General features: G+C 64.5%; 18 protein-coding genes. 11 read left to right on the top strand and 7 right to left on the bottom strand.

Features of this window, described 5'->3' with window-relative positions:
* Positions 1–6 precede the first annotated feature (6 nt).
* From fdhF to AC0IY1_RS05295, 3 genes are read left to right on the top strand one after another with little or no spacing between them, the layout of a single operon-like run.
* Positions 7–2,868, top strand: a complete 2,862-nt coding sequence (gene fdhF, locus AC0IY1_RS05285; protein ID WP_471768157.1) for a formate dehydrogenase subunit alpha — start codon at positions 7–9, stop codon at positions 2,866–2,868.
* A 13-nt stretch (positions 2,869–2,881) separates the two neighbouring features.
* Complete coding sequence (gene fdhD / locus AC0IY1_RS05290) at positions 2,882–3,724, top strand: formate dehydrogenase accessory sulfurtransferase FdhD (RefSeq protein ID WP_471768160.1); 843 nt, start codon at positions 2,882–2,884, stop codon at positions 3,722–3,724.
* 41 nt (positions 3,725–3,765) lie between these two features.
* Positions 3,766–4,056, top strand: a complete 291-nt coding sequence (locus tag AC0IY1_RS05295; protein WP_471768163.1) for a formate dehydrogenase subunit delta — start codon at positions 3,766–3,768, stop codon at positions 4,054–4,056.
* A 34-nt stretch (positions 4,057–4,090) separates the two neighbouring features.
* On the opposite strand, the gene AC0IY1_RS05300 is transcribed toward AC0IY1_RS05295, so the two are convergent.
* A complete protein-coding gene (locus tag AC0IY1_RS05300; RefSeq protein WP_471768166.1) occupies positions 4,091–4,993 on the bottom strand; it encodes an NADH dehydrogenase [ubiquinone] 1 beta subcomplex subunit 11 in 903 nt (300 codons plus the stop codon).
* 623 nt (positions 4,994–5,616) lie between these two features.
* On the opposite strand from AC0IY1_RS05300, the gene gltB reads away from it, so the two are divergent.
* The 5 genes from gltB (at position 5,617) to AC0IY1_RS05325 (ending at position 16,313) form a co-directional block, all read left to right on the top strand.
* Positions 5,617–10,332 carry a glutamate synthase large subunit gene (gene gltB, locus AC0IY1_RS05305; protein WP_471768169.1) on the top strand — a complete coding sequence of 1,572 codons (4,716 nt, stop codon included), beginning with the start codon at positions 5,617–5,619 and terminating at the stop codon, positions 10,330–10,332.
* A gap of 196 nt (positions 10,333–10,528) precedes the next feature.
* Positions 10,529–11,959 (top strand): glutamate synthase subunit beta, encoded by a 1,431-nt coding sequence (locus AC0IY1_RS05310; protein ID WP_471768172.1) that lies wholly within the window; start codon positions 10,529–10,531, stop codon positions 11,957–11,959.
* Positions 11,960–12,074: 115 nt separating this feature from the next.
* Positions 12,075–14,378, top strand: a complete 2,304-nt coding sequence (locus AC0IY1_RS05315) for an FdhF/YdeP family oxidoreductase (RefSeq protein ID WP_471768254.1) — start codon at positions 12,075–12,077, stop codon at positions 14,376–14,378.
* Positions 14,379–14,443: 65 nt separating this feature from the next.
* The gene (locus tag AC0IY1_RS05320; RefSeq protein WP_471768175.1) at positions 14,444–14,749 is read left to right on the top strand and encodes an RNA polymerase sigma factor region1.1 domain-containing protein; all 306 of its coding nucleotides are present in this window, start codon (positions 14,444–14,446) and stop codon (positions 14,747–14,749) included.
* Between the two features lie 181 nt (positions 14,750–14,930).
* Positions 14,931–16,313: a class II 3-deoxy-7-phosphoheptulonate synthase gene (locus AC0IY1_RS05325; RefSeq protein WP_055954848.1), complete on the top strand. Its 1,383-nt coding sequence runs from the start codon at positions 14,931–14,933 to the stop codon at positions 16,311–16,313.
* 58 nt (positions 16,314–16,371) lie between these two features.
* Here the strand turns inward: AC0IY1_RS05325 and AC0IY1_RS05330 are convergent, their stop codons facing one another.
* On the bottom strand, positions 16,372–17,439 hold the full coding sequence (locus AC0IY1_RS05330; protein WP_471768178.1) for an HD-GYP domain-containing protein: 1,068 nt from the start codon (positions 17,437–17,439) through the stop codon (positions 16,372–16,374).
* Positions 17,440–18,306: 867 nt separating this feature from the next.
* Here AC0IY1_RS05330 and AC0IY1_RS05335 point away from each other — a divergent pair.
* From AC0IY1_RS05335 to AC0IY1_RS05345, 3 genes are read left to right on the top strand one after another with little or no spacing between them, the layout of a single operon-like run.
* Positions 18,307–19,389, top strand: a complete 1,083-nt coding sequence (locus AC0IY1_RS05335; protein WP_471768257.1) for a glycosyltransferase family 4 protein — start codon at positions 18,307–18,309, stop codon at positions 19,387–19,389.
* Entirely contained in the window at positions 19,382–20,494 is a 1,113-nt protein-coding gene (locus AC0IY1_RS05340; protein ID WP_471768181.1) for a glycosyltransferase family 2 protein, read from the top strand. The genes AC0IY1_RS05335 and AC0IY1_RS05340 overlap by 8 nt, the downstream gene beginning before the upstream one ends.
* Complete coding sequence (locus AC0IY1_RS05345) at positions 20,491–21,552, top strand: glycosyltransferase (protein WP_471768184.1); 1,062 nt, start codon at positions 20,491–20,493, stop codon at positions 21,550–21,552. Before AC0IY1_RS05340 ends, AC0IY1_RS05345 begins: the two co-directional genes overlap by 4 nt.
* 11 nt (positions 21,553–21,563) lie before the next feature.
* Here AC0IY1_RS05345 and AC0IY1_RS05350 read toward each other — a convergent pair whose 3' ends face one another.
* The 5 genes from AC0IY1_RS05350 to AC0IY1_RS05370 all read right to left on the bottom strand — a co-directional run bounded on the left by AC0IY1_RS05350 (position 21,564) and on the right by AC0IY1_RS05370 (position 26,736).
* Positions 21,564–22,415, bottom strand: coding sequence for a glycosyltransferase family 2 protein (locus AC0IY1_RS05350; protein WP_471768260.1), 852 nt, complete (start codon positions 22,413–22,415; stop codon positions 21,564–21,566).
* Positions 22,415–23,161 (bottom strand): PIG-L deacetylase family protein, encoded by a 747-nt coding sequence (locus tag AC0IY1_RS05355; protein ID WP_471768187.1) that lies wholly within the window; start codon positions 23,159–23,161, stop codon positions 22,415–22,417. Before AC0IY1_RS05355 ends, AC0IY1_RS05350 begins: the two co-directional genes overlap by 1 nt.
* Positions 23,162–23,256: 95 nt before the next feature.
* The gene (locus AC0IY1_RS05360; RefSeq protein WP_471768190.1) at positions 23,257–24,150 is read right to left on the bottom strand and encodes a polysaccharide deacetylase family protein; all 894 of its coding nucleotides are present in this window, start codon (positions 24,148–24,150) and stop codon (positions 23,257–23,259) included.
* 33 nt (positions 24,151–24,183) lie between these two features.
* A complete protein-coding gene (locus AC0IY1_RS05365; protein WP_471768193.1) occupies positions 24,184–25,677 on the bottom strand; it encodes an amidase in 1,494 nt (497 codons plus the stop codon).
* 39 nt (positions 25,678–25,716) lie between these two features.
* Complete coding sequence (locus AC0IY1_RS05370) at positions 25,717–26,736, bottom strand: ABC transporter ATP-binding protein (RefSeq protein ID WP_471768263.1); 1,020 nt, start codon at positions 26,734–26,736, stop codon at positions 25,717–25,719.
* Positions 26,737–26,739 lie beyond the last annotated feature (3 nt).

A 26,739-nucleotide genomic window follows, 5' to 3' on the forward strand; every position in this document is an offset into this window, starting at 1 on the left:
CGATTCATGGCCCTCATCAAAGAGATCGATTACGGCACCCCGATCCGCATCTCGGACCAGACCGTGACGCTGACGATCGACGGCATGAGCGTGACAGTGCCGGCGGGCACGTCGGTAATGGCGGCCGCGATGCATGCGGGCACGCAGATCCCCAAGCTTTGCGCCACCGATTCCCTCGAGGCCTTCGGCTCTTGCCGCCTCTGCCTCGTGGAGATCGAGGGACGGCGCGGCACGCCCGCCTCCTGCACCACGCCGGCCGAGAACGGCATGGTGGTCTCGACCCAGACCGATAAGCTCGCGAAGCTCCGCAAGGGCGTGATGGAGCTCTACATCTCCGACCACCCCCTCGATTGCCTGACCTGCGCCGCCAACGGCGACTGTGAGTTGCAGGACATGGCGGGTGCTGTGGGTCTACGCGATGTGCGCTATGGCTATGACGGGGCCAACCACGTCAAGCCGACCTCCGAGCAGTACCTACCCAAGGATGCGTCGAACCCGTACTTCACCTACGATCCGTCGAAATGCATCGTCTGCAATCGCTGCGTTCGCGCCTGCGAGGAGACGCAGGGCACGTTCGCCCTCACCATCTCCGGTCGCGGCTTCGACAGTCGCGTGGCTGCCGGACCGACCGACTTCTTCAACTCCGAGTGCGTGTCGTGCGGGGCCTGCGTTCAGGCCTGCCCGACCGCAACCCTGCAGGAGAAGTCGATCATTGAGCACGGCCAGCCGGACCATTCCGAGATCACCACCTGCGCCTATTGCGGCGTCGGCTGCTCGTTCAAGGCCGAGATGCAAGGCACCCGCATCGTCCGCATGGTGCCCTACAAGGGCGGTAAGGCGAACGAGGGCCACTCCTGCGTGAAGGGCCGGTTCGCCTACGGCTACGCCACGCACAAGGACCGGATTACTAAGCCGATGATCCGTGAGAAGATCACCGATCCATGGCGCGAGGTGACCTGGGACGAGGCGATCGATCGCGCCGCCTCCGAGTTCAAGCGCATACAGGCGAAGTACGGCAAGGATTCGGTCGGCGGTATCACCTCATCCCGCTGCACCAACGAGGAGGCCTACCTCGTTCAGAAGCTCGTGCGCGCCGCCTTCGGCAACAACAACGTCGACACATGCGCCCGCGTCTGCCATTCCCCCACCGGGTATGGGCTAATGTCGACACTCGGCACTTCGGCCGGAACGCAGGACTTCGCCTCCGTGGCGCATTCCGACGTGATCCTGGTCATCGGTGCGAATCCGACCGACGGTCATCCCGTCTTCGCATCCCGCATGAAGAAGCGGCTGCGCGAGGGGGCCAAGCTGATCGTCGCCGATCCGCGCAAGATCGATCTCGTGAAGTCGCCCCACATCAAGGCGGACTTCCACTTACCACTCAAGCCCGGCTCGAACGTCGCCTTCATCAATTCGATGGCGCATGTCATCGTCACGGAAGGCTTGGTCGACGAGGCTTATGTTCGCGAACGCTGCGACCTCGGCGACTTCGAAGCCTGGGCCCGCTTCGTCGCTGACGCGCGCCATTCGCCGGAGGCGCAGGCGGCGTATACGGGCATCGACCCGGTCGAACTGCGTGCCGCCGCCCGCCTCTATGCGAAGGGTGGAGCCGCCGGCATCTACTACGGCCTCGGCGTCACCGAACACAGTCAGGGCTCGACCATGGTGATGGGCATGGCGAACATCGCCATGGCCACGGGCAACATCGGTATGCTCGGCGCCGGCGTGAATCCACTGCGCGGCCAGAACAACGTGCAGGGCTCCTGCGACATGGGCTCGTTCCCGCACGAACTGCCGGGTTATCGCCACGTCTCGGACGATGCCACCCGTGAGACCTTCGAGGCCCTGTGGGGGGTGTCGCTGGACCAGCACCCGGGTCTGCGCATCACCAACATGCTCGACGAGGCCGTCGATGGCGCCTTCAAGGGCATGTACATCCAGGGCGAGGACATCGCCCAGTCGGATCCCGACACGCACCACGTCACCGCTGGCCTGATGGCGATGGAATGCATCGTCATTCAGGACATCTTCCTCAACGAGACGGCCAAATATGCCCACGTCTTCCTGCCGGGCGCCTCGTTTTTGGAAAAGGACGGCACCTTCACAAACGCCGAGCGCCGGATCTCCCGCGTGCGCAAGGTGATGCCGCCGCTCTCCGGCGTCGGGGACTGGGAGGGCACCATGCTGCTCTCCAACGCCCTCGGCTATCCGATGAGCTACAGCCACCCCAGCGAAATCATGGATGAGATTGCGTCCCTGACGCCGAGTTTCTCCGGCGTCAGCTTCGCCAAGCTCGACGAGCTCGGTTCGATCCAGTGGCCCTGCAACGAGGCCGCCCCGACCGGCACGCCGATGATGCACGTGGACCGCTTCGTGCGCGGGCTCGGCAAGTTCATGATCACCGAGTACGTGCCTACAGAGGAGCGCACCGGCCCGCGCTTCCCGCTCATCCTCACCACCGGCCGCATCCTGTCGCAGTACAATGTCGGCGCACAGACCCGCCGAACGGAGAACTCGCGCTGGCACGAGGAAGACGTGCTGGAGATCCACCCCTTCGATGCGGAAGTACGCGGTATCGTCGACGGGGACCTTGTTGCGCTCGAAAGTCGCTCCGGCGATATCGCATTGAAGGCGATCGTGTCAGAGCGCATGCAGCCCGGCGTGGTGTATACCACCTTCCACCACGCCAAGACCGGCGCCAACGTCATCACCACCGACTACTCGGACTGGGCAACCAACTGCCCCGAGTACAAGGTCACGGCGGTACAGGTTCGGCGGACGAATCGGCCCTCCGACTGGCAGGCGCGGTTTTTCGAGGAGGATTTTTCGTTGACCCGGATTGCGACCCAGCTGAATGCGGCCGAGTGACCAGACCAGCCTGATGGCGAACGAAGGGGATGCGGCGGTCGAGACCGCCCGGCGCGTCCCGACCCTGGTCGTCGCCTACGACGATCCGGAGCCCCGCAGCGGGACCCGGCCGCTGGCTGTCGAGATGCCGGTCAACTTGGTCTACGGAACGGTACCTTACGCCGTGATGATGACGACGCCGGCGGACCTCGTAGACTTTGCCTACGGGTTCAGCTTGACGGAGGGAATCATCGCGGCCGCCGATGAGATCCGCTCGGTTCACGTCGAGGTTGACGCGGCGGAGGGCGGAATGCGCCTTCTCGTCGATTTGGTGCCGGGGCGGTTGCGGGAACACCTCGCGCGCAAGCGCGCCATGTCGGGGCGCACCGGCTGCGGCGTCTGCGGAATCGACGATCTCGGGTCGCTACCGAGGGCCGACGCGCCCCTGCATGGCGCGGGCCGGGTTACCGTCGCGGCAATCCAGAGGGCGCTGATGGCCATGGGCGACGCGCAAGTGCTCAACGCCGAGACGCGGGCGGTCCATGCTGCGGCTTGGGCCGATCTCGACGGTAACTTGGTGGCATTGCGTGAAGATGTCGGGCGCCACAACGGCCTCGACAAGCTGATCGGCGCACTGATCCGACGCCACACCGATCCCGCGGATGGCTTCGTCGTCATCACCAGCCGCTGCTCCTTCGAGATGGTCGAAAAGGCGGCAAGCCTGGGCGCGACGGTACTCGTCGCAATCTCCGCCCCGACTTCGCTGGCGATCGATCGAGCGCGCCTGCATGGCATGACGCTCTGTGCCATCGCTCGCTCCGACACCCTGACGGTTTTCACAGGCCGTGAACGCCTCGACTTGCCCGCGAAACCCTAACGTCGCACGACTCCCGTTCCCTCGACAGAGTTTTCGTACTCATGAGCGCCCTGACGTCCGACGAGAAGCTGGTCCGCATGGCCAATCAGATCGCCACTTTCTTCCGATCCTATCCAGACGAGGAAGCTGTGGCCGGGATCCACAAGCACATCGTGGCGTTCTGGACGCCGAAAATGCGCAGAGCACTCGAGGGCTATGGCCCCAATTCGGATAGTGGACTCGATCCACTTGCGCTGCGGGCCCTGCAGGACACGCCGGCTGGCAGTAGCCCCGTTCGTGCCGCGACTCGCGACCCGCATCTGCAGGGTGCTGGCGCCAGCGACGCTGGCTGATCTGATCGCAATTCCTGAAGCGAGCACCTGGACTTCAGTCCTTTTCGGGCTCCTTCGTGGTGCCGGGTACGATCGTCGCTCCACCGATCACACGAACCGGTCGCTTGGCATCGGCCGGCACATCCTTCCAGTCCTGCGCCACCGGCTTCTCCGCCGGGGGCGGCTGCACCGACGCCGGCGTCATGGCGGCGGTTGGTGTCTCGGTCTTCGGAGGAGTAACCGCTGCGGTTATGCCAGCGGGACCAGCCTCAGCCTTCGGTGAAGTGGGGGGAACATCGGACAGCTTCTGCACTCCGGGAGCGACCGCCGGCGGAGCCGCCTTTCCCGCTGGGGCGAGGCGAACGGTTTTCCGGCGTATGTCGGACTTCGGCTTTGCCTCTGACCCGTGGGAATCGGGATTCAAGCCCATGGGATTCTGATCGCCAGGCTCAGGCCTTGCCTGTGGAACGGCCCGTGACCCGGTTACCGAACGAGCCGCGAGATCCGGGCGCCCGATAGGTTCAGGACGCGTCCGGCGAGCCTGATCCTGCGGGAAGAGGATGTCTGCAGGAGGAATGATTCGCTCGGCTTCTCGAATTCGCCGACGAGGAGCCTCGTCGTCTTCCGTCCAGCCATAGCCAGGTTCACGGCGCACAACGCGCGGGATCGCGTCGAGCCCAGTGTCGAGGCGCTGGCGTCCGATGATTCGGCCGTCGCGCGCATCGACGAAGAGGCGCAGGCGTTCGCCATACGGATTGGATGCCTCGACGACATACGCCTGCCCATCGAAGCGCGGACGCGTAACGTCCGTGAATCCGCGGTCACTGAGGCGCCACACGACAGCACGGGGCGGGAGAAGGAGATCAGGCTCGTAAGCGTATTGCGCCTGAGCGACGCTCGCAGCCCAAAGCGTCAGGATACCCGCCGACAGACCGCGGAATGAGGAGGATGCACGCATGGGCTTCCTGCGAGACGAGACCATCGCGATGAAATTCAGAGTGATGTCGGCGCGGAGGCCTGCTGTTGGCGCAGGTCCTCCGCTCCAAGGTCCGCCGGGATTCGGGACAATTCCCGCACGCCGCTTGTGCTCGGCACGCCGTGTAGACAGCCGGAATGGGGCAAGATTGCGGGGTGACGACCGTGGGCTTCGCTCCGACGGACATCGGTCGTTCCAATCTAGCAGGGACCTGCGGCAACAAGGCCTTCCGTCTGCTGGAACCATGCGCTCGAAAACCGCAGCGTGCTAACCGGCACACCCTTGCTGGACCGATTAAAATCTGTCACTTTTCATCGGTAGGACAGTAGAGCTGTCCCATTCCCGGCGGGGTGCCTGTCCGGATGGCTGTGAGGATCTCGCTCAGGTGACGTTGCCGGCGACCAAACGAGATTCGAAGCCGGTCGCCATCGCGGCGATCCGGGCCCGCACGGCTTGAAACCAAGCCGGCGTCGAGCCCGCGAGTTGCGGGCGCTTCCTGACCGAAGAACCCGCCCAGAGCCGACGCTGTCGAGAGACAAAACCCGGACGCCTCTCAGGCTCTGGGCATGAAACATGCTCGCATGCGGGCAGGTCGGAGGCGAAAGATGGTGGACGTGGTCGCATCTTCTGAGTTCGGGGCGCTGCAGGCGTCGGTTCCCGCCACTCGCGACGGGACCGCGCCGCTCATCGTACGTGACCAGGCCCTACCGAAAGCCCAGGGGCTCTACGATCCGGCTCGTGAAAGCGACGCCTGCGGCGTCGGCTTCGTCGCCGACATGCACGACCGGCGCACCCACGCCATCGTTCAGCAGGGCCTGCAGATCCTGAAGAACCTCGACCATCGCGGTGCCGTCGGCGCCGATCCGAAGATGGGCGATGGCTGCGGCATCCTCGTGCAGATCCCGCACGCCTTCTTCAAGGCCGAGTGCGAGGCCCTCGGCATCACCCTGCCCGAGCCCGGCCATTACGGAGTCGGTCAGTTCTTCATGCCCAAGGACGAGGAGGCACGTCGCCTCGTCGAAGAGATCGTCGAGAAGGCGCTGGCCGACGAGGGTCTGCCATTCCTTGGCTGGCGTGACGTCCCGGTCGATCCGAGCGACCTTGGGGTGATGGTCAAGGAGACGGAGCCTTGTCACCGGCAGATCTTCATCGGCCGTCCCACCACGGTGGCGGATGAGGACGCTTTTGAACGTCGACTGTTTACTGCGCGAAAGGTGATCTCGAACAAGGTCTACGGTCTGAAGGACGAGCGCGCGAACACCTACTATCCCGTGTCTCTTTCGACCCGCACTATCGTCTACAAGGGCATGGTTCTGGTCGATCAGCTCGGCGACTACTACCGCGACCTGCAGGACGAGCGCTTCGTTTCGGGGCTCGCCCTCGTGCATCAGCGCTTCGCCACCAACACCTTTCCGACTTGGCGCCTGTCGCACCCCTACCGGATGGTCGCGCACAACGGCGAGATCAACACGCTGCGCGGCAACGTCAACTGGATGGCGGCGCGCCAGGCGAGCGTCGATTCGGAGCTGTTCGGCAACGACATCTCGAAGCTCTGGCCTATCTCCTATGAGGGACAGTCCGACACCGCGTGCTTCGACAACGCCCTCGAGTTCCTTGTTCAGGGTGGCTACTCGCTGGCCCACGCGATGATGATGCTCATCCCGGAAGCCTGGGCCGGCAATCCCCTGATGAGCGAGGAGCGCCGTGCGTTCTACGAGTATCACGCTGCCCTGATGGAGCCGTGGGACGGGCCGGCTGCCGTCTGCTTCACTGATGGCCGGCAGATCGGCGCCACCCTCGACCGTAACGGCCTTCGCCCGGCCCGCTACCTCGTGACCGATGACGGCCTCGTGGTGCTGGCTTCCGAGATGGGCGTGCTGCCGATTCCGGACGAGAAGATCGTCGAGTCCTGGCGCTTGCAGCCCGGCCGCATGCTGCTCATCGACCTGGAGAAAGGTCGCATCGTCTCCGACGAAGAGATCAAGAGCGAGCTTGCCGCCGCGCATCCCTACGCCGAGTGGGTCAAGAACACCCAGATCGTCCTTGAGGACCTGAAGCCGGTGATCCCACGGGCCTCGCGTTCCGACGTGTCGCTCCTCGATCGCCAGCAGGCTTTCGGCTACAGCCAGGAGGATCTCAAGCTCCTCATGGCGCCGATGGCGGTGACTGGCCAGGAGGCCGTCGGCTCCATGGGTACGGACACGCCGCTCTCGGCGTTGTCTGACAAGCCGAAGTCGCTCTACTCCTACTTCAAGCAGAACTTCGCGCAGGTTACGAACCCGCCGATCGACCCGATTCGCGAGGAGGCCGTGATGAGCCTCGTCTCGTTCATCGGCCCGCGTCCCAACCTGCTCGATATGGAAGGCGCTTCCCGCAAGAAGCGTCTCGAGGTTCGCCAACCGATCCTCACCAACGGCGATCTCGAGAAGATTCGTTCGATCTCCCATTTCGAGGACCGGTTCGATACCAAGACCTTGGACATGACCTTCCCGGCCGAGACCGGTGCGGCGGCCATGGAAGGTGCTGTCGATCGCCTCTGCGACCGAGCCGAGGTTGCCGTACGCGGCGGCTATAACATCATCATCCTGTCGGATCGCGGTGTTGGGCCGGATCGCATCGCGATCCCGGCGCTCCTCGCGACGGCTGCCGTGCACAATTATCTGATTCGCAAGGGGCTGAGGACTTCGGTCGGTCTCGTGGTCGAGTCGGGTGAGCCGCGCGAGGTGCATCACTTTGCGTGCCTGGCCGGCTACGGCGCCGAAGCGATCAACCCGTATCTCGCCTTCGAGACACTGATCGCGATGAAGGACGAGTTCCCGCCGGACCTGACACCGGACGAGATCGTCTACCGGTACATCAAGTCGATCGATAAGGGCCTGCTCAAGGTTATGTCCAAAATGGGCATTTCGACCTATCAGTCCTATTGCGGCGCGCAGATCTTCGACGCGATCGGCCTGAACTCGTCCTTCGTGGCACGCGACTTCTTCGGCACCGCGACGACGATCGAGGGCATTGGCATGGCCGAGGTCGCGCAGGAGACCGCGCGGCGCCACGGCGACGCCTTCGGTGACTCGCCGATCTACCGCACCGCCCTCGATGTCGGCGGCGAGTACGCCTACCGCTTGCGCGGCGAGAGCCATACCTGGACCCCAGATTCCGTCGCAACGCTCCAGCATGCGGTGCGCCTTGGCCTGCCCGACCGCTACCGTGAATACGCCCGGCTGGTGAACGAGCAGGAGAACCACCTCAAGACCATCCGCGGCCTGTTCCGCATCAGGCAGGCGGCCGAACTCGGCCGTGCACCGATCGAGATCGATCAGGTCGAGCCAGCAGCCGACATCGTCAAGCGCTTCGCTACGGGCGCCATGTCCTACGGGTCAATCTCCAAGGAAGCGCACGAGACCCTCGCTATCGCAGTGAACTCGTTTGGTGGTCGCTCGAATTCCGGTGAAGGCGGCGAGGAGGTCGAGCGCTTCAAGCCGATGGCGGACGGCCGCTCGCGCCGCTCGGCTATCAAGCAGGTCGCCTCCGGTCGCTTCGGCGTCACGACGGAGTATCTGGTCAATTCCGACATGATGCAGATCAAGGTCGCGCAGGGCGCGAAGCCGGGCGAGGGGGGGCAGCTGCCTGGCCACAAGGTCGACGCCAAAATTGCAAAGGTCCGTTATGCCACCCCTGGTGTCGGCCTGATCTCGCCGCCGCCGCATCACGACATCTACTCGATCGAGGATCTGGCGCAGCTGATCTTCGACCTCAAGAACGTGAACCCATCCGCCGATGTTTCGGTGAAGCTTGTATCCGAGGTTGGTGTCGGCACGGTCGCCACGGGCGTGGCGAAGGCACGCGCCGATCACATCACGATCTCGGGCTTCGACGGCGGCACCGGTGCGGCACCACTGACCTCAATCAAGCACGCGGGCGGCCCTTGGGAAACGGGCTTGGCCGAGACCCAACAGACGCTGGTGCTCAGCCACCTGCGCGGGCGCGTCGTGCTTCAGGCGGATGGCGGCATCCGCACGGGCCGTGACGTCCTTATCGCAGCCCTGCTCGGAGCCGATCAGTTTGGCTTCTCCACCGCGCCGCTGATCGCGGCCGGCTGCATCATGATGCGCAAGTGCCACCTGAACACCTGCCCGGTGGGCGTGGCGACGCAGGACCCGGTCCTGCGCAAGCGCTTCAAGGGCACGCCCGAGCACGTGATCAATTACTTCTTTTTCGTGGCCGAGGAGTTGCGCGAGCTGATGGCGTCCATGGGCTTCAGCAAGCTCGAGGATCTAATCGGGCGGGCCGACTTCCTCGACACCCTCGAGGTGATCAATCACTGGAAGGCGCGCGGCCTCGACTTCTCGAAGCTGTTCCACCGTCCGGAGGTCCCCGAGCATGTCGCGATCCGGCATACGGAGAAGCAGAAGCATCCGATCGATACGGTGCTCGATCGCCGCCTGATCGCCGGCGCTCAGTCGGCCCTCGATGGCGGAGAACCGGTGGTGGTGCGGGATGAGATCCGGAACTCGGATCGTACGGCCGGCGCCATGCTTTCGGGAGCCGTGGCTAAGCGGTACGGCCACGAGGGTCTGCCCGATGACACCATTCAGGTGGAGCTGTCGGGCACTGCCGGCCAGAGCTTCGGCGCCTGGCTGGCGGCTGGCGTCACCCTGGTGCTTACCGGCCACGCCAACGACTACGTCGGCAAAGGTCTATCTGGCGGCAAGCTGATCATCCGTCCCTCCGACGCCCTGCGGGCGCCGGGCTCGCACACCATCATGGCCGGCAACACCGTTCTGTATGGAGCCATTGCCGGTGAGGCCTATATCCGCGGTTCGGCCGGCGAGCGGTTCGCGGTCCGTAATTCGGGTGCCATCGCGGTGGTCGAGGGCATGGGCGACCATGGCTGCGAGTACATGACAGGCGGTGTGGTGGTGTCGATCGGTGAAACCGGACGTAACTTCGCGGCCGGCATGTCGGGCGGCATCGCCTATGTCCTCGACGAGGACGGCTCGTTCTCGGCTCGCTGCAACCTTTCCATGGTCGATCTCGAACCCGTCGAGGAGGAAGACGACCTCATGCGTCGGTTCCACCAGGACGGTGACCTGGAAACGAAGGGCCGTGTCGACATCCTGGCCGACATGTCTGGCCACGATGAGGAACGCCTGTCTCAGCTGATCACCAATCACCTGAAGTACACGGGCTCTCCGCGTGCCAAGGCGATCCTCGATGATTGGGCTGGCTACCGCACCAAGTTCGTCAAGGTGATGCCGGTGGAGTACCGGCGTGCCCTGCGCGAAATGGAGATGGCGCGGATGCCGGTGGCGGCCGAGTAGGGGCGGCTCGACTGATATTCTATCGAAGCGGCTCCCGGTTCATCGATGAACCGGGGGTTGCATGGGTCAGCACCGAGAGATGGCTGACGCATGAGGCAGGTCGGTCGAAGATCGATCTGCCGGGAGAGAGCGGATTAGGCCGTGGGGCCGCCTTCCGCGCGACGGATCAGACAGACTCGCGAAAGACGGTCAGACGATGGGCAAGGTCACGGGTTTCCTCGAATTCGACCGGCAGGAGCAGAAGTATCAGCTCGCCGCTGATCGCGTTCGCCACTTCCGCGAGTTCACACTGCCTCTCGACGAGCATGATCTCAAGAAGCAGGCGGCCCGCTGCATGGATTGCGGTATCCCGTTCTGCCACGGTCCAACGGGTTGTCCGGTGCATAACCAGATCCCCGACTGGAACGAGCTCGTCTATCAGTCCGACTGGGAGGAGGCGGCACGCAACCTTCACTCCACCAACAATTTTCCGGAGTTCACCGGCCGTATCTGCCCGGCTCCGTGCGAAGAGGCGTGCACGCTGAATCTCGAGAACCAGCCGGTGGCGATCAAGACCATCGAGCAGGCGATCGCGGACCGCGCCTGGAACAACGGCTGGGTCAAGCCCGAGCCCGCCGACCATACGACCGGTAAGAAAGTCGCAGTGATCGGTTCCGGACCAGCGGGATTGGCGGCGGCGCAGCAACTCGCCCGTGTCGGGCACGAGGTCCACGTCTTCGAGCGCGAGCCGAAGGCCGGCGGCCTGCTTCGCTATGGAATTCCGGACTTCAAGATGGAGAAGCGCCATATCGATCGGCGCGTGAAACAGATGGAAGGCGAGGGGGTTCGCTTCCACTACGGCGTGAATGTCGGGGTGACTAAGCCGCTCGATGAACTCACCGCAGAGTTCGACGCGGTGCTATTCGCTGGCGGCGCGGAGGACCCGCGGAATCCGCAGCTCCCGGGCCAGGAGTTGGAGGGCGTGCACTACGCCATGCCGTTCTTGGTCCAATCCAACCGTCGCGTCGGTGCCGAGCCGATGCCGGGGAACGGCGAGGCTCCTATCCTCGCCACGGCGAAGAACGTTGTCGTCATCGGTGGTGGTGACACCGCTTCGGATTGCGTTGGCACCTCGTTCCGTCAGGGCGCTTTGTCCGTGACACAGCTCGACATCCGGCCGCGCCCGCCGGAGCGCGAGGACAAGCTATCGGTCTGGCCATACTGGCCGACCAAGATGCGCACCTCCTCCAGTCAGGCTGAGGGCGCCGAGCGCGAGTTCCAAGCGGCCACGCTGCGCCTGGAGGGCAAGAAGGGCAAGCTCACCGGCGTGGTCTGCACCCGCGTCGACGAGAAGCGTCAGCCTATCCCGGGCGGTGAGTTCACGTTGCCCGCCGACCTCGTGTTCCTGGCAATCGGCTTCGCTGGCTCGGTCCGCAAGGGCCTCTTGGAAGAGTCCGGCGTCGTCATGGACAAGCGCGGCAACGTCACGGCGAACGAACTCGACTACCGGACTTCGAACGAGAAAATCTACGCAGCCGGTGATATGCGGCGCGGACAATCCCTTGTGGTCTGGGCGATTCGCGAAGGCCGCCAAGCGGCGCGCTCGATCGACGAAGCTCTGATGGGCGCGAGCATACTGCCGCGCTGAGGGGGATGTCGAACCGGATTGCGACGTCTCGCCGTCGCAGTCCGGAACACGCCGGGTCTGCGCATCATTGCTGTCCTGACACCTAAGATGTCGGGACACGCGCATGACCGAACCGATGGCCGAACCCAAGATCGAACCCTATGATGGCCCTGCGGGAGGGTGGGGTTCTGCGGGCTCCCTCGCAGAGATTCTAACGCGCGAACAAATCCCCGTCTCGGGCGCGGCCCTGCTGATGAAGCAGAACAAACCCGACGGTTTCATGTGCGTTTCGTGCGCTTGGTCGAAGCCGGCCAGGCCCAACACGTTTGAGTACTGTGAGAACGGGGCGAAGGCGACGGTTTGGGAGCAAACCGCCAAGCGGGTCGGGCCCGACTTCTTCCAGCGCTACACTGTGACGGAACTCCTGAGCTGGACGGACTACGCTCTCGAGGAGAAGGGACGCCTGACCCATCCCCTCCGCTATGACCCGGACAGTGACCGGTACGTAACGGTGTCGTGGGAAGAGGCTTTCGCGGAAATCGGGCGGGAGCTGCGTGCCTTCGATCCAAATGCGGTGATCTACTACACTTCCGGCCGTGCATCGCTCGAGACGTCGTACATGTACGCGCTGATGGCGCGGATGCATGGCACCAACAACCTGCCCGACTCCTCGAACATGTGCCATGAGCCGACCTCGGTCGGCCTCAAATCCTCGATTGGGTCGCCGGTGGGCACCACCATCCTAGAGGATTTCGAGTCCACCGACCTGATCCTCTTCTTTGGACAGAACGTCGGTTCGAATGCCCCACGTATGCTCCACCCTCTTCAGGAGGCACGGAAGCGGCGCGTTCCGATCATCACGTTCAATCCGCTGCGGGAGCGCGGACTGGAGCGGTTCACGAACCCGCAATCGCCGACCGAGATGCTGACCCGCAGCTCGACCGAGATCTCGACCCAGTACCATCAGGTGAAGGCGGGAGGAGACCTCGCGGCGATCACCGGCATGTGCAAGGTCCTGATCGCCGCTGACCGAGAGGCGATGGAAGTCGGTCGCCCGCGTATCCTTGACGTCGATTTTATCGCTGAACACACCCACGGCTTCCGCGATTTCGTCGCGTTCTGCGATTCCCAGTCATGGACAGACATTGAAACACGATCCGGGCTAACACGCGAGGCTCTGGAGGCTGCCGCTACGGTCTATGGGCGCGCCCGTTCCGTCATCGCGGTCTACGGCATGGGCCTGACCCAGCACCGACGTGGCACCGAGGGTGTCCAGATGCTCGTGAATCTCATGCTTCTACGCGGCAATGTGGGTCGGCCAGGAGCTGGGCTCTGTCCAGTCCGTGGTCATTCTAACGTCCAGGGACAACGTACAGTTGGCATTACGGAAAAGCCTGAGCTGGCCCCACTCGATAAACTGAAAGACCTCTACGGCTTCGAGCCACCGCGCGAGAAGGGTCGCAACACCGTCGAGGCCTGCGAGGGCATCGTCACCGGCGAGGTAAAAGCTTTCATCGGTCTCGGCGGCAATTTCGTCCGTGCCGTGCCCGACACCGTTCGGATGGAAGAAGCTTGGCGCGAGTTGCGCCTATCGGTGCAAATTTCGACCAAACTAAATCGCTCGCATCTTGTCCATGGTGCCGTCTCCTACATCTTGCCGTGCCTCGGCCGCATCGAGGTCGACATGCAGGCGAGCGGCCCCCAATCGGTCTCGATGGAGGATTCGACTTCCTGCTTTCACGGCTCTCGCGGACAGACGAAGCCGGTGAGCGATCAGGTGCGCTCCGAGCCGTGGATCGTCGCCGAGATGGCGAAGGCGCTGCTGCCGTCGAACCCGAAGGTCGATTGGGATGGTTGGGTCGGTGATTACGCTCGGGTTCGGACTGCAATCGAGGCCACCTACCCGGATGTCTTCCACGACCTGAACGGCCGGATGTTTCAGCCGGGAGGCCTCCACAAACCCCTCGCGGCGCGTGACCGCAAATGGGAAACCGAAACCGGTAAAGCCAATTTCACTGTTCCGGGCGGTCTGGAAGCCGACCCAGACATGCGCAGTAACCGGCGCGACGTGCTCGACTTGATTACCCTGCGCTCGAATGATCAGTTCAACACGACGATTTACGGCTACGACGACCGCTTCCGTGGCGTGAAGGGCACGCGGATGGTGCTCTTCATGAACAGCAATGACATGGAACGTCTTGGCCTCGCTGACGGCGAGATGGTGGATCTTTCTGCCGACGCCGATGACGAGTTCTTGCGCGAGGTCAACGGACTACGGATCATCAAGTATGGCATCCCGGAGGGTAACGTCGGCGGCTACTATCCGGAGCTGAACGCGCTCATCCCTCTCTGGCATTATGACAAGCAGGCTAAAACGCCGGCTGCCAAGGCGATTCCGGTGCGAATCCGGAAGGGGACGCCGATCGCCGTCGCTGACTGACACGAAGCCGATTTTCCGGCGCCGGTCCCCTCGACGGCCGGCGCCGCAGACCCATAATCGACAGGATGGAACGCTTCGACGACGCCCGTGGCCGCCGCCAAGCCATTATTGACCGGATGCTCGCCCACGCCCTGCGCTCGGCCTCGAACGAGCGAAGGCAGAGTCATGACGGATTACCGGAAGACATGCGCGCCGTAATCGACGTGCTTCTGGCCAAGGCTCAGGCTCAGCGCCAACGGCGTCTTACCTTTGACGATTTGGAGGAGGCGTTGCCGCCGCGAGATGTCAGTGCGGAGGATTTAGAAGCAATTTTTTGGATCCTGTCAGAGCACGGCATTGCTATCGAAGACGGTGATCCAGGTCGAGACTGAACAGTCGAGTCGTATCTGGGATCGACAAGCGATCTTTCCAATCCAGCCTCTCGCGCGTGGCACGAATAGCAGCCCCGGCTCGTCATCTCTCGCCTCTGTCGAAGAACCGCACTATAAGCCGCGCTTCTCCGCGGGGCCCTCCGCCGTGCGGAGCCGACCGAAAGGCGGAACGGAGACGATTATGGCTGAGCGTTGGACACCGAAGACCTGGCGGAACCTGCCGATTCAGCAGGTGCCGGCCTATCCGGACGCTTCCGCGCTAGAATCGGTTGAGTCGCAGCTCGCAAGCTTTCCACCCCTCGTTTTTGCAGGCGAAGCGCGCAAGCTTAAATCGGCCCTCGCTCGTGTCTCGACCGGCGAAGCATTCCTGCTGCAGGGAGGAGATTGCGCCGAGAGCTTCGACGAGCATTCGGCCGACAACATCCGCGACTTCTTCCGGGTGTTCCTGCAGATGGCTCTCGTGCTCACCTTCGCGGGCGGTTCGCCTGTGGTGAAGGTGGGTCGGATCGCGGGTCAATTCGCGAAGCCGCGGTCTTCACCAAACGAGACGATCAACGGAGTGACCCTGCCAAGCTATCGTGGGGACATCGTGAATGGTTTGACCTTCACGGAGGAGGCGCGCGTGCCCGACCCGCGTCGTCAGCTCGAAGCGTACCGCCAGTCGGCGGCAACGCTCAACCTATTGCGTGCGTTTGCAACCGGTGGGTACGCCAATTTGGAAAATTCGCACCGGTGGATGCTCGGTTTCGTGAAGGATTCACCGCAATCCTCGCGCTACGCCGACTGCGCCGAGCGGATGACCGAGACTCTCGATTTCATGCGGGCCATCGGCATCAATCCGGAGACGCACCAAGAGGTTCGAACCACGGATTTTTACACCAGCCACGAAGCTCTACTCCTGGGCTACGAGGAGGCACTCACCCGTGTCGATTCAACGAGCGGCGACTGGTACGCTACGTCAGGCCATATGCTCTGGATCGGTGATCGAACCCGCCAGCCGGATCATGCGCATGTCGAATACGCGCGCGGTATCAGGAATCCGATCGGTCTCAAGTGCGGTCCGTCGATGACAGCCGAGGGTCTGATCCAACTTGTGGACCAGCTCAATCCGGCCAACGAGGCGGGGCGCCTGACGCTGATCTGTCGTTTTGGTGCCGACAAGGTAGGCGACCACCTTCCCGGCTTGATCCGGGCTGTCGAGCGTGAGGGTCGCAAAGTGGTGTGGGTCTGTGATCCCATGCATGGCAACACGATCTCAGCCGGAGGTTTCAAGACGCGTCCGTTCGAGCGTGTGATGCAGGAGATCGAAGGCTTCTTCGGCGTCCATCGTGCTGAGGGTACCATCGCGGGCGGCATCCACTTGGAGATGACCGGCAAGGACGTGACGGAGTGCACCGGAGGCGCGCGGGCGCTGACGGCCGAAGATTTGCGCGATCGCTATCACACCTACTGCGATCCGCGCTTGAACGCTGAACAGGCTCTGGAAGTGGCATTCCTGACAGCGGAACTCGTGAAGCGAGAGCGCTCGGCGTTCGAACGCCCGCGCCTCGACGCTGCCGAGTAGCGCTCGGTTTAGCCGACGACGTCGGAGGAGCCGTTCAGGGTCTTCCGACGTCTCGTCCTCATGAGTGAGAGCCCGGTTGCAGCATTGCATTTCCGAAATGCTGCACCAGGCTCATTTCGAGTTTCCCTGTCATTCCTGACAGAATCGCCAGTGCTTCTCGCGGTGGCATCGGCTTCTTGTAAGAGCGGCGCTCGGTGAGAGCCGCGTAGATGTCGCAGATCGTCAGCAACCGAACGGTGTCGCTGATCTCCGATCCTACAAGGCCATCCGGATAACCCGATCCATCCAGCATCTCGTGGTGATGGCGCACCGCGCCAAGGGTTGCCGCATCACATCCGCTTTCACGCAGGATGTCGTAACCGATCACCGGATGGCGGCGCATGACGACCAACTCGTCGGCATCGAGACGCCCGGGCTTGTTCAGGATCTCAAGCGGGATTTGCGCTTTGCCAACATCGTGTAGCAGGGCGGCACGCACGAAATGTTCGCGATCGTCGGTGCGAAAGCCGAGATGCAACACGAACTGAGCCGCCACGCCGGCAACGAGCAGACAGTGTTGATACGTTGCATCATCGTGGGTCCAAACGGTTTCAAGCCAACGTGTCAGGCCGCCTTCTTTGACGGCAGCGAGGATCGGATCGAGCCCGGCATCGACCTGTGCCAGCGAAATCGGGCCGCCTCCCCGGACGCCGTCGAAGAGGCCGTTCAGAATTTCCTTGGCGCGCGTTACGTTCTGAAGCACGGGCTGCGAAACAAGATCCGGTTCTTCTGGCTTGATCTCCGCCTGAAGCGCCTGCACCACGAGGTGCGGCGCGGTATAGGCGGGAAAGCAGATCGTTGCGCCGAGGTTGCGGGCCTGACGCAAGTCATGGTCTGTCGTTGATCGAAGGAGGCAGATGACCGGCAGATCGGTCACTTTGCCGTCGTGCAGAAAGTTACGAAGACGGCTCACTGACTCGCGTCGGCTTAGAGTGAGATCGGACACGATCGCGATGGGACGAGCGCTCACCGGATGATCGTCGCTGGCGGCAATGACCTCGCACGATCCGATCGTTCTGATCATCGTTTCTAACGCGGCGCTCCGATCTGGACGATCAGTGAGCAGGTAAATGGCTCCTTGCGCCATGACGTGCAGGCTTCCTTCGACGACCTTAATTACGCATCCCGACTACGGGATGGATACTGGCGGCACAGCTTGTTTTCGAGACACCGTTTTCAACGAGTCAAGCTTTTGAAGATACTTCAATTACAATGGAAGTCTGTCAGAAATATTCCACCCAGTGATATCCGCGCGAAAAATACACTGCATCGCTGGACTTGTCATATGATACGATCGCGAGAGCCCAACGTAGTACGATCATTGCCACTAAGTGTTCTCAACGCGTAAACTCCCGATTACAAACATCAGGAACCGTCAACAACCCTGAGTCGCGTATCTATAAAATTCAATCTTAGGCCGAAATAAAAACTCCTGTGAGACTGGGCGAAATCGAATCTCGTTCCTGTTTCCCCGTAATCAGAGCGAACTCTTGTAATTCAATATGTGTAGACCAAAAGGATTTGTATAATTGATTTGAATTGTATTAATATTGTTATGGCGATAACTTTTTATCTATTTAAAAACTTTAACACTAGGTAGCTTGGTTCGTTAGCGAGCTTTTATCCTCGCTGATACAGCTCGTTAGCGCATGAATGGTCTCGGTTTCCAATTGAACTGATTATGACAGACGCTTCGCGCGCATGATCCACGATGGACGAGACAAGCGAGCCCCCATGTGGCGGCTCTGGCACAGCCCTTACTCTTGTTGAGGCGCCGGTCTGCCGACTAGGCAAGTGAGCGCACACCGAAACGGAATCTCTGCGCTTGTTCACGCTACGTTGTGGTTCGTGATGTCCATGTATCTCGTGCCCGCATCCCTGTGGTGTGAGAATCCGCGGCGTGGATGATGCCAATCAGACGCTTCGCTTCCTCGAACATCGTGTCCTGCATCCTGTGAAGATCGCCATCATCGCGCATCTCAAGTTCCCGATCGCACAGCCGTTCTCGGGAGGGTTGGAGATGCACACACACCTGCTCGCGTCAGCCCTCCAGGCTCGCGGCCACGACGTTACGCTCTACGCGTCTGAGGGGTCGCAGGGTGACTTTCGGTTGGTCGCCGTCTGCCCTCCAACGGGATGCGCGTTCGACGATGTTTCGGAAGCCCGGATCGATGCAGCTGAGAATTCTGCCTATGTCAGGATCATGGATGCCGTCGTGTCCGGTGGATACGATTTCGTCCACAACAACAGCCTGCACTTCCTCCCCCTGCTGCGCGCTGGTGAACTCACCGTTCCGATGGTGACGGCCCTGCATACGCCACCTTTCGAGCCCTTCGTCCGCGGCGTTCGGGCGCGGGCGCGAGATATGTCGTTCGCGGCCGTCTCTCCGTCGCTTGCCCGTGAATGGCATGACCTGATTGGCGATCCTCAGGTAATCGGCAATGGCATCGATCTCACGGCCTTTGCCTACGCAGCGAAGCCGCTGGGCGAGCCGCACGCGATTTGGATGGGCAGGCTCGTGCCCGAGAAGGGGCCCCATCTAGCCATCGATGCGGCGCGCGCCGCCGGCCTGCCCCTGAAGTTTGCGGGGCCACGCTCTAATCCGGCCTATTGGGATAATGAGATTGCGCCGCGCCTCGGCGAAGACGTGACCTATCTTGGGCATCTTGGACACGACGCCTTGGCGGCTCATGTCGCGAAAGCCCATGTCGCTCTCTGCACGCCGCGCTGGGAGGAGCCCTTCGGGCTCGTTCTTGCGGAATTCCTGGCCTGTGGGACGCCGGTGGCGGCGTTTCGGCGCGGCGCGATCCCCGACATCCTCGATGCCTCTTGCGGTGTCTTGGCAGCGGCCGATGATGTCGCTGACCTCGGTCGCGCTGTGAAGCAGGCCATCGGCCTCTCCCGCGCCGATTGCCGGCGCCGGGCGGAGCAATTGTTCGATGCCGACACCATGACCGATCAGTACGAAGCCCTCTACGCCCTGGAGCTTCAGAGGGCAGCCAATACCGCGGTCGCTGCCCGGGTCAGCAATGCGTGAGCCGGATCTGTCACTCGCTCGCGCGGTGGTCTGTGTTCCCGCCCGGAACGAGGCGGAGGTACTGCCCCGTCTGATACGGTCTCTCGACCAGCAGAGTGGCACCGGGGATGGCGTGTGTTTGCGCGTCGTGGTTCTCGCAAACAATTGCACCGATGACACGGTGGCGACCTTGTATGCCCTGGAACAGAACGCGCAAATTCCGCACCTCGCGCTGCGGATCATCGAGGCGACGATCGCGTCACCCGACGCCCATGTCGGCACTGCGCGGCGTCGTGCCCTTGATGCGGGTGCCGCCTGGTTGGATCAGGAGGGCGTAACCGAGGGCGTCCTTATCAGTACGGATGCCGACGCTGTGGCACCCGCGGACTGGGTGACGGCAAATCTCCGCGCGTTGCGAAACGCCGAACTGGTGGGCGGACGCCTCGTGCTTCACGGCGAGGCGCCGGCGGGTGACACTCGTCTCGCTGCGCTCCATGCGCGGATTGAGGAGTACTGGGTGGCAGTGCGTCGCCTCGAGGAGGTCCTCGACCCGCCCACCCACGATCCAGCCCCCCGTCATGGCGATCATGTCGCCGCCAGTCTTGCCCTGCGTGCCGATCTCTATCGTCGCGTCGGTGGGTTGCCGATGCTCCCTTGTGGTGAAGACAACGCTTTGGTGGCGCGGGTGCGCTGGTACGGCGGACGCGTCCGGCATTGTCCCGGGGTCTCAATCGCCGTTTCGGATCGGGGAACCGGCCGCGTGACTGGCGGAATGGCGACTGAGATGCTTCGCCGGACACGGGTCGCTCAGGGGCTCGAAACCTACAGTCTGCCGTCGGCGGCTCATTGGTGTGCGCTGATCGAGCGACGCCGCAGGCTTGCGCAATGCTTCACGCACCCGGACGGGACAGCGGCGGCTCTGCGCGCGATGGGCGTTTCCGACGCCGATCTTGCCGCCATCGATTGCGAGACGTGCTCGAACGGAATCGCGCTCGTCGAGCGGGTCGAGGCTCAGGTGGGTGAGGGCATTCCTCAGGCGGTCCCGGTTCCTCTCGATGAGGCTTTGACCGGTCTCCAAGCGATGCTGCGCGTATCACAGCCCGCGCGTACTGTGCAGGTCGCATGAGTCGGCGTCCGGTCGGCTACTACGTTCACCACCAGGGCGCCGGACATTGGCAGCGCGCCTGCCTGATCGCTCGGGCGCTCGATCGCCCGATGACGTTGGTCGGAACGCTTTCGAATTTCGACACTGCCGAGGCACCGGGTTCAGTTCTCGATCTGCCCGATGATCGGGTTGGCAGCGACTTCAATGGGCGAGACGGATCAGCCGAGCGCCCGCATGGCTTGCACTATGCGCCTATCGGCGCCGACAATGTGCGCGCGCGAATGGGCCGCCTCGCGGCTTGGATGGACGCCGCTGATCCCGCGCTGATTATCGTTGATGTGTCAGTGGAAATTACCCTGTTCGCACGCCTGATGTCCGTGCCGACCTTGGTCGTTCGGCTTGCCGGCACGCGTACGGACACCCCGCATCTCGAAGCCTTCCGAAGCGCTGAGCGCCTGCTCGCGTTCTTCCCGCCCGAACTCGACTCGGCCGAGATGCCGGAATGGGTTCGCGCCAAGACGTTCTATGCCGGACTGCTCTCCGGTGAGCCTGCCGCGAGCCGGTCGACGAAGGCGGATGGATCGATCCTCGTCATCTATGGGCGCGGCGGGACGGGTGGGCACAGGGCGGATCTTGTTGCGGCCGCGACGGCCGTGCCGGATCGCCACTGGCACGTACTGGGTCCCGTCGACGGCGGGGGGACGGATATTCCGCCGAACCTGCACCTGCACGGGTGGGTCGGCGATCCAGCCCCCTATCTCGCCCGAGCCGATCTGGTGGTCGGCGGAGGTGGCGACGGGGTCGTATCGGCGGTCTCGGCGGCGGGAAAGCGCTTCATCTGCCTTCCCGAACCACGAGCTTTCGATGAGCAGGTCGAAAAATCGCGCGCCCTTTCCACGATGGGCGCGGCACTGCATTGCGAGTCCTGGCCCGAGCCTGCCGCGTGGCCGGCGATCGTCGCGGCCGCGGAACGGCTCGATCCGGGCGTCATCGGCGGACTGACTCGGCCGGGCGTGATCGCCCGCACCGTCTCTCTCATCGGCGACATGGCGGATCGCCTCGACGCTCGTCGCCGTTAGGCGCCGAGATCTCAGAAGGGACGGTCTGCGGAAAGCCGCGTCGCGGCAATCTCGTTGGCACCGGGTTGGCGCAAGACGATGAGATCGTCGCGCCACTGCGTGTTGATGAGGCCGCGCGCGGCAAAGGCGTCGAGCCACCCGTCCATGGGCCAGAAGCCGTGCCGTGCGCGAAAACGCGTCGCGTTCCGGACGATGTCGTCGAAGTGCTGCAACGGCGGATCGCAGGCGAGGTGGTGCTGGTGGAAGGCTTGCCCGCGTGCGCTGAACAGCACCGGGATTCCGAGGGCATCCGCGCGGAAGGCAAGGTCGGTGTCCTCTGCGCCGTAGCCGTCGAACGCCTCGTCGAAGCCGCCGAGGCGGTCGAAGGTCATTGCCCGGACTCCGAAGGCCAAGGACCAGAACAGCCCGGCATTGTCGGTCCGGGTCAGTCCCTCGGCGGGGAACTGACGGATGGGATGGGCGTGGCCCACCGCGCGCAGTCCGGCTTCCGTCCATCCGTCCCCGACAGCGCCCGCTGGCAGGTAGCGGATCTCGCAGCAGATCAACCCATCGGCCTCGGCCAGATCGGCGCTGAGGCGCGGCACAAGATCCGCCGAGGGAATGCAATCCACGTCGAGGAAGATCAGCCGCTCGGTGCCGGCGGCTTGGCGGCCGGCATTGCGGGCCCGAGCCAGGGGCAGGCCGTCACTGCCGAGGACGATACGGCGGATGGGAAAACCGTAGTCCGGCAGCGGCGCGGGTTCGGCACCCATCTCGACGATGACGCAGGTCTCTGGATGCGGACCTCGCGCGACACCTTCGAGCAGGCGGGCGAGATGCGCGTCGCGGCCCTTGTTCAGGGTGATGAGGGTGGTGTCGGCGATCACGGGGTGGGTGCGTCCATGGCGACGAAGATCTCGTAGGGGCCGGTGAAGCGGGCGACCATCGCCGGCTCCAGGCGAAAACCCGTCGGGTCGTCGGAGATGAAATCGGTGGTCTGGGAGCGATGGGCGCCGATCGCGGCGGTCTTCGCGGCGCGGTGGGCCCCGACATCGAGGCGCAGACCGGTGGGAGCCGGGCCGACCTCGGTGCCCTCGGGCAGGGTCCAACCCCAGACGGGATAAGCGAAAATCCGGATCGGACCGAGATGCGCCCGCGCCAGGCGGACGATAGCGGCGGCGGCTTGGTGGTCGCAATGGGGATCGTGGCCCCAGGTCACGCAGACGGCGCCGGCATCGGCATCGCGGGCGATCGCGGCGATCCGGGCGGCGGCCGCTTCCGCGATCGGACCGGCGCTCGGAACACCGGCATCGGGCAGGCGGAGAAAGGTCACGGACTCCTGAAATACGCCCAGTATACCAACAGCGTCGACCGTCTCCGTTTCGCGCAGGTCACGCAGTTTGGCCGGCGGATAGAGCGCCGAATGCGTATGCGAGCCGCACCCGTCGCTGACGATGACGACGCGGACCTCGCGACCCCGGGCGCGGGCCTCGGCCATGAGGCCGCCGCAGCCGAGGCTCTCGTCGTCGGGGTGGGGCGCCACCACCACCACGCCCTTGCCGCCGGTCAGGGCGTCGAGATCCGCGACCGGCAGGCGTTCGGCGGCGGCGAGGAAGGCGTCGGCATGCATGGGCGGGCTCGGCAGGAGCGTTCGGGAAACGCGAGCCGTCCGTTTAGCGGCCCCTGTCTGATCGATGTCTGAACGATCGGCCGCCCGGCATGCGGTCAGAGAGCGGTCCCGCTCTCCGCCGCGAAGGCGGCGATGCCGCCGGCGGTGGTGAGCCAGATCGCGTCGCGGCGGGCCGCGATGTGGGCGAGGGCGCGCCGCAGGGGCCGCAGGCGGTGCGGCTGGCCGACGATGTAGGGATGCAGGGCGATGCCCATCACCAGGGGGGCGGTGCGCGACTGCTCCAGCATCTCGTCGAAGGCCTCGACGAGGGCGTCGGCGAATTGCTGGCCGGTCTCCTTGCGCGCCACGATGGCGGGGATGTCGTTCAATTCCTGCGGATAGGGCACCGCGAGGATGCGCCCGCCGTCGCGGGTGGCAAACCAGGTCGGCTGGTCGTCGTGGCACCAGTCGAGCAAGTAAGTGTAGCCCGCCTCGGCGAGGAGGTCGGGCGTCCGATGGCTCTGCGAGATCCAGGGTCCGAGCCAGCCCTTCGGCGGCTTGCCCTCCTGCGCGGTCAGGATCGCGGTGGCCTCGGCGATGAGGGCCCGCTCCTCGGCCTCCTCCCGGTCGCCCTGGCGCTCGGTGTTGGTGCGGCCATGCCCGACGATCTCGTCGCCGCGCGCCCGGAACGCCTCGATCAGGCCGGGACAATCGGCGTAGAGCCGGCTGTTGACGAGAACGCTGGCGGGCATCTCCAGGGCGTCGAGGGTCTCCTTGATCCGCCAGGCGCCGACCCGGTTGCCCCAGTCGCGCCAGGCGTAATTCAGCACGTCCGGTTGCGGGCCGCCCGGCGCGAGTTCGGCGCCCAGGCCCCGGCCGAAATCGAAGCCCTCGAGGTTGAGCCCGAGATAGACCGCGAGGCGCTTGCCCCCGGGCCAGTCGTAGACCGGCCGGTCGGGCAGGGCGCTGTAGGCGTAGCGGCCGTGATGCGGCGCGGGCGTATCGGTCATCGGGGGTCTCGAAGGCGAATCTCGGGAGAACGATCAGGAGGGGTTCAGCAGCGCGGGCTTGCGCCGGGTCACCCAGCGGGTCGCGGCATCGTAGGCGGCGCCGAGCTGGAGGCAGGCGCGCTCGCCGTTGTTGGGGCCGACGATCTGGATGCCGGACGGGCGCCCGGCCGGGTCGAAGCCCGCCGGCACGTTGAGGGCGGGCAGGCCGCTCATGGTCACGGGGATCGTCGCCTCCATCCAGCGGTGGTAGGTGTCCATCGCCCGGCCGCCGACGACCTTCGGCCAGCGCTCCTCCACGTCGAAGGGGAAGACCTGGGTCGAGGGCATGAGGAGGAAGTCGTAGCGCTCCTGGAACCGGCGCACGGCCTCGTACCAGGCGGTGCGGCCCTCCTGGGCGGCGGCGACCTGATCGGCGGTGAGCGCGAGGCCGCGCTCCACCTCCCAGACCGCCTCCGGCTTCAGCTGCGCCCGGTAGGCCGGCTCGTCGTAGAGCGGACGCAGGTTCGACGCGGTCATCCAGGCCCGGAGGGTGAGCCAGTCGCGCCAGACCTTGCCCATGTCGAAGCGCGGGCGATCCCACTCGACCTTGGCACCCAGCGTCTCGAAGGCCGAGAGGGCGCTGCGATCGAGGTCGAGCACGCCCGGCTCGAAGGGCAGGTAGCCGCCGAGATCGTCGAACCAGGCGATCCGGGCACCGCTGAAGTCCCGCTTCAGGTCCTCCGTGAAGATCGCGGGGTCCTGCGTGTTGGCGTAGGGCACCCGCGCGTCGTAGCCGGCCTGGACCGAGAGCAGCAGCCCGATATCGGCCGGGGAGCGCCCGATCCCGCCCGAGACCCCGAGGCCGGGGGTGAAGGCGTCCTTGGTCTCGATCGGGATGCGCCCGTAGCCGGTGCGCAGCCCGAACAGGTTGTTGAAGGCGGGCGGGTTGCGCAGGGAGCCGGCATGGTCGCTGCCGTCGGCGACGGGCTGCATGTGGAGGGCCACCGCCACCGCCGCGCCGCCGCTGGAGCCACCGGAGGTCTTGGTCGGATCGTAGGCGTTGCGGGTGGCGCCGTAGACCGGATTGAAGGTCTGCGAGCCGAGGCCGAATTCCGGCATGTTGGTCCGGCCCGTGAAGATCGCGCCGGCCCTGCGCAGGCGCTTGACCATGATCGAATCGGCCGCCGCGATGCGGTCGCGAAAAATCGGCGACCCCTGCGTGAAGGGCAAGCCCTTGACGGCATCGATGTCCTTCACCGCGTGGGGAAATCCATGCAGCGGTCCGAGGAATTCGCCGCGTGCCGCCTGTTCGTCGCGTTCCTCGGCCGCGGCCAGGAGCTCGCCCCGGTCGCGCAGCGCCACGATGGCGTTGACCGTGGGATTGAGCCGATCGATCTGATCGAGACAGGCGGTCATGACCTCGACGCAGGAGACGCGCCGGGCGTGGATCGCGGCCGAGAGCTCGACGGCCCCGAGGCTGAGGATGTCGTTGTCGGGGGCTTCGCCCGCCGCCGGTTCGGCCGCGGCGATGGGTGGGTCTGTGTTCATGCTCTGGCTCTGGAACGCGCTCGCGCGGGCAACCGACCCTCAGGCCGGCAGACGCCGCTCCTGGAAGGCGTGGCAGGCCACGCCCTCGACCAGGGCCGGGACCTCGATGCGGCAGCGCTCGTTCGCGAAGGGGCAGCGCGGGTTGAAGGCGCAGCCCGCGGGGGGATCGATGGGGTTCGGGATCTCGCCCGAGACGGGGATGCGCTTGCGCCCGGTGAGCCCGATATCCGGAACCGCATCGAGCAGCATGCGCGTGTAGGGATGTTTCGGAGCACGGAAGAGTTCCCGTCCGTCTGCGATCTCGACCACGCGCCCCAGATACATCACCCCGATCCGGTTCGCCATGTGGCGCACCACGGCAAGGTTGTGGCTGATGAACAGGTAGGTCAGCCCCAGGCGGTCCTGCAGGTCGCGCATCAGGTTGAGGATCTGGGCCTGGACCGAGACGTCGAGGGCCGAGGTCGGCTCGTCTCCCACCAGGAACTCCGCCTCCGAGGCCAGCGCCCGGGCGATGGCGATGCGCTGGCGCTGGCCGCCGGAGAATTCATGCGGGTACTTCACCCCGTCGTCGGGATGCAGGCCGACAAGGCTGAGGAGTTCGCCGACGCGGCGGGCGATGGCGACGTCGCCCTGGAGCAGGTTGAAGGCCCGGATCGGCTCCGCGATGATCCGGCGGACCCGCCAGCGCGGGTTCATCGAGGCGTAGGGGTCCTGGAAGATCATCTGGATGCGGCGGCGCAGGCGCCGGCGATCCGCGGCCTGGCGCGGGTCGGTCATCGAGATTCCGGTGATGCGCACGTCGCCGGCGCTCGGCGGCAGCAGGCCCACCACCATGCGGGCGACCGTCGACTTGCCCGAGCCGGACTCGCCGACGAGCGCGAAGGTCTCGCCCCGACGAATCTCGAAGCTGACACCGTCGACGGCGCGCAGGATCTGCCGCGGCTGGCGCTCGATGACCCGGGCGAGCCAGGGCCGCGACACGTCGAAGGTGCGGCGCAGGCCTTCGATCGCGACGTAGGGGGTGTCCGGCGCGCGGGTGCCCGGGATCGACGGCGGCATCAC

This window comes from Methylobacterium sp. AC690 (assembly GCF_979256535.1).